Below are 4021 nucleotides of genomic sequence, written 5' to 3'. Positions count from 1 at the left end.
AATACAGCGCCTGGAAATCATCGTTCATGTTGGCCAGGATGGCATCGACTAGTACTCGCAATTTGCGCAAGGGATGCGCATCCGGGATGCGTTCCTCCAACGAGCGGTAACTGTACAGAGAGTGCTGGGTGACGTCGGTCTTGCGCATGATGGCGGTGGGAAAGTGGGGCTGATGAAACAACGTTTACCGGCCCGTGATGGTTGACGGGCACGGCGATTAATTCAACACCCTGTTAACTACCCTTATAGAATTACTACAGACTATAGAATAAAGGCGCGTGGCGCCCTTGCGTTGGCCAAGCCAGACTGCCTGGGCGCGGAGCGACCTGGCGTGCTGCTTTCGCGTCGACGGCGATTAAAAAGCCCCTGTTCGGACTTCTATGCTCACGCTAGAGCTCTGGCCAATTTGAACTTGCTAATTAGCCTTTGCGGCAGCGCGACGCCTGACGAGTAAAGCTCCACTAACTGTGCCTCGGTGCAATTATCAAAATCGTCAGGACCCGTTGTCAACTCCCAAAATTCCTGGACCTCGAATTCGTCGACCACTCCGGCCGCAGCCAGAACTTCAGCAGCCTCTAGTTCATCACTTTGGTGATTCCGCTTACTTGTTGCAGATATACCGATTTTTTCGCTGATTTGCTGCATACGTGCAGCCTGTGCGTCTTTGCTGCGCCGTTTGCTTGTTACGGTCCTAAATTCCACATCTTCTGGAATTTGTATGTAGTAGACGTTCGGTAACCCTCGTCCCCTAGTTTTACGTACTACCCATCCTTTTGCGACCAGCGACGAGACTGCATTACTCGCATTCGAGCGTGAGATTCCAGTGCATTCGGTGATTGTTTCGTAGCACGGTTGCGTCTGTCCGGTTTCTGAGTTCGCGTATCTGCAGAGGCACATCATGATGCGCCGCTCCTGGTCGGTCAATCGCGGGTCAAGCAGAACTTCGACGGGCATTACGATAAACATTCCTGGCGCGTTGTTGTAATAGCGCTTTTTATCACTCGTTTTCGCTGTCATGATTACACCTGGCCCATCGAATTCGCGAACTTCCGGCGCACGTACTCTGTCGGCGCCCGGCTGCTTAGATTGTTCATATACTTGTGCATCGAGAACTCGTACTGTTCGAAAATAACGGTTCCACTCATCTGGTCTCGCAGGCCGCCTGCCTTGAAGTATGTCGTAAGCTCTACGCGTGTCCCATTTTTGCCTTTTCCTTTGAACGTGACGCGGAATCCAACATGTTTCGACTCTTTGCTGAAAATTGGAGCAACATTTAGCATCGCGCCGCTGCCGATAGTATCTTGGACCGATTGGCGCGACCATTCGTCTGACCGGTTCATCTCCCCATCACGTACCGAGTGCCATTCGCGGCCCTCATCCGACATCTCGTTTTCGTAGAACTCTGCTCGCTTTTCTTCCCAGTCAGCGATTTCGGCAGCGGTCATTTGTTCGTCGTTCATTTTCTTATTCCGATTAGTTAAAGCACATCGTCGCGCTCATACTATGTGTAGGAACAAAAATCACGAAAACGTGGAAAACCGCCGAACGAAATTGTAACAGTTGTAACAGGGGCCACATCTACATTACTCAAAGTGCAAAATGGCCCCGCAGGGCCATCTTTTCTTTTCTTCGCTGGAATCAGACTAGCTCGGCCTGTGCTCCGCCACCTTCAACCTCTCCCTTAATCTGTGGTTCTTTTGCAGCCTCTGCCTTCGCCAGGGCGACCCACTCCGCCGCCAGCGCGGGAAGCCGCTCGACAACCTCGTACCCGAACAGCACCTCGTCGACGTACCCCATGTTCAACATATCAACGATTCTGCACAGATAGCTGCGACCGCACTCCCACCAGGTGTAGTGGGCATCCAGCGCGAGCATGTGCTCAACATTTCGCCCCTCATGCTCACGCATTTCTTCGAGTTCCATTCCATCGAGCAGGGTCTCATAGACCCCGTCCGCGACCCTGGAACCAAAAGTCGTCGTATAGTAGTACTCTTTGATTTCCCAGATAGCGACGGGGTTGACGACGCCTGGCAATGCTCCGTCGACACGTCGCGATAGCGTGCGAAGTGGCATCGAATCCTTCGTGAACGTCGTTAGTTGACGTGGGTCAGGGTTATAGCCTTCGCTTCCGGCTACGCTCTCAATAATCATATTAACGAGCGCCGTAAGGTAGGCAACCTTCGCCTTGTCGCCTTTCTGCTTATTCATTGTGGCGGACAGCTTAGGCTTCAGCTTCGCCTTCATATCGTTGTAAACTTCTTCAGCCCGAGCCGCATCCATCAGCCGTGGTCGGACGAAATTATCCAAAAGGTCGGCTCGGTAAGCGAAATAATCGCAAAGGAGGCCGCCCAGTTTGGTTAGCTTTCCCCTGGTTACCAAGTGCTCACTGGAGAGCCCAAGCTTCTTGAAGGCTGCTACAATCGCGGCTGCTGACAAAGTCTTGATGACGCCCTGCCCTCGTACGGTGTAGCCCTGTGCCTCCGAAATACTACGAACGTGAGCCCAAAAACCCTTGTCCAGACCGATAAACGCCTTGTTCGCTCGCAAATTGCCCCCCCTTATGTTGAATTTTGACAATATCCAGTCTACCCTTTTTGATGCAAACTCGCCACCACAGGACCAGCCAGGTCTGCCCCCGTTGAAAGGTCAATTGTTGAAGTGGATTGGCAACAAACAGAAGTTCGCGAAGGAGATTTGCAATTACTTTCCAAAGCAATACGGAACCTATTTTGAACCGTTTATCGGCAGCGGCGCCGTCCTGGCTACCTTGGCGCCAAAAATTGCAGTCGCCGGTGATGTGTTTGGGCCGTTGGTAGAGATTTGGCAGAAGCTGCATGACGATACCGGAGAGTTGATTCGCTGGTACGCCGAGCGACACGCCCTAATCGATGTCATGGGTAAGAAAGAGGCATATGCCAAAGTGCTGGCTGACTACAACGCCAGGCCGAATGGTGCCGACCTGCTTTTCTTAAGCCGCGTTTGCTACGGCGGTGTGGTGCGCTTTCGCAAATCAGATGGGTATATGAGCACCCCGTGCGGTCCACATCGGCCGATGCCCGTCGATAACTTTGCCGAGCGCGCTTATATATGGGCCGCGCGTACGCGCGGCGCGCGCTTCATGCACGCCGACTTCGAAGACACTATGAAGCTCGCGAAAGCTGGCGACCTGGCGTATTTCGATAGTCCGTACGTAGATAGCCAAGGCATCATCTACGGCGCCCAAGCGTTCAGTGTTGAGCGGCTTTTTGAGGTAGTTGGCGGCTTGAAAGCCCGCGGTGTGCACGTCGCTGTGAGCCTGGACGGCACGAAAAAGTCCGGCGACCACACCGTTGAACTCCCTATTCCGGCCGGCCTATTCGAGCGCGAAGTCATGGTGCACCTAGGTTCCTCAATGCTGAAGCGCTACCAGCTAAAAGACCAGACGGCTGAAGACCATCACGTGGCCGACCGCCTCTTGCTGACATATTGAAAAACCCGGCACTTGGCCGGGTCGGGTGAATTAGTCGAGTAGTGGCAACACTTGGGCAGCTGCAATTTGCAACGCTTCGAGCCGTGCTGCATGCGTTTCCGGGATGTCGCGCATGTTAATAAAAACGCAAATTTCGATGACCTTTTGATACGTCAGCCCATCGTTCAACTGATGCAGATGCGCTTGCAAAATCAGTTGCAGAGAAAGCCGAACGTGCTCCCGGGTTGGACCGGTTCTTTCCATAATGCCCTCCTGAATTGTTGTGGCATTTGGTATAGCTAACTAACGGGGCTCTGAAGAGGGCCCTGGTGACATCTGATGTAAGAATCTACTGAGCACCATCCGGTCTCTGCCTAACCCATGGTTCACTGCGATGAGAACGACCACGAGAGAGGGTGTAAATAATTTTGTGTAAACGGTCATTTGGCAGGACACTGCCGCCACCAAGGAGAAACAATGACCGTTGTAAAGCGTAACAAGCGGGCCAAGCCCGACCCGGAACTGCTCAAACTGGCCGACAGCTTGCTGGCCAACTACCAGAAGCCCGAGGAT

Annotated in this window: 5 protein-coding genes and 1 pseudogene; 1 reads left to right on the top strand and 5 read right to left on the bottom strand. The window is 53.1% G+C overall.

Annotated elements, in window-relative coordinates; all coding sequences use genetic code 11:
* The 4 genes and pseudogenes from CSZ94_RS29095 to CSZ94_RS28220 all read right to left on the bottom strand — a co-directional run.
* Positions 1–148, bottom strand: a pseudogene (locus tag CSZ94_RS29095) (IS5/IS1182 family transposase); the annotation flags it as partial.
* 236 nt (positions 149–384) lie between these two features.
* Positions 385–1017: a helix-turn-helix domain-containing protein gene (locus CSZ94_RS26950; RefSeq protein WP_180977653.1), complete on the bottom strand. Its 633-nt coding sequence runs from the start codon at positions 1015–1017 to the stop codon at positions 385–387.
* A gap of 2 nt (positions 1018–1019) precedes the next feature.
* Positions 1020–1460 carry a hypothetical protein gene (locus tag CSZ94_RS28225; protein WP_180977652.1) on the bottom strand — a complete coding sequence of 147 codons (441 nt, stop codon included), beginning with the start codon at positions 1458–1460 and terminating at the stop codon, positions 1020–1022.
* 178 nt (positions 1461–1638) lie between these two features.
* On the bottom strand, positions 1639–2547 hold the full coding sequence (locus tag CSZ94_RS28220; protein WP_180977651.1) for a DUF7687 domain-containing protein: 909 nt from the start codon (positions 2545–2547) through the stop codon (positions 1639–1641).
* Positions 2548–2560: 13 nt separating this feature from the next.
* Between CSZ94_RS28220 and CSZ94_RS26940 the strand changes: the two genes are divergently transcribed.
* Entirely contained in the window at positions 2561–3469 is a 909-nt protein-coding gene (locus CSZ94_RS26940) for a DNA adenine methylase (protein WP_102124304.1), read from the top strand.
* A gap of 30 nt (positions 3470–3499) precedes the next feature.
* Here CSZ94_RS26940 and CSZ94_RS26935 read toward each other — a convergent pair whose 3' ends face one another.
* Positions 3500–3712 (bottom strand): hypothetical protein, encoded by a 213-nt coding sequence (locus CSZ94_RS26935; protein ID WP_102124303.1) that lies wholly within the window; start codon positions 3710–3712, stop codon positions 3500–3502.
* Positions 3713–4021 lie beyond the last annotated feature (309 nt).

Source organism: Janthinobacterium sp. ROICE36, from assembly GCF_002869965.1.
GTDB lineage: Bacteria > Pseudomonadota > Gammaproteobacteria > Burkholderiales > Burkholderiaceae_D > Janthinobacterium.
Note: the sequence above shows the minus strand (reverse complement) of the source record. Positions and strands in the feature narration are given on the sequence as shown.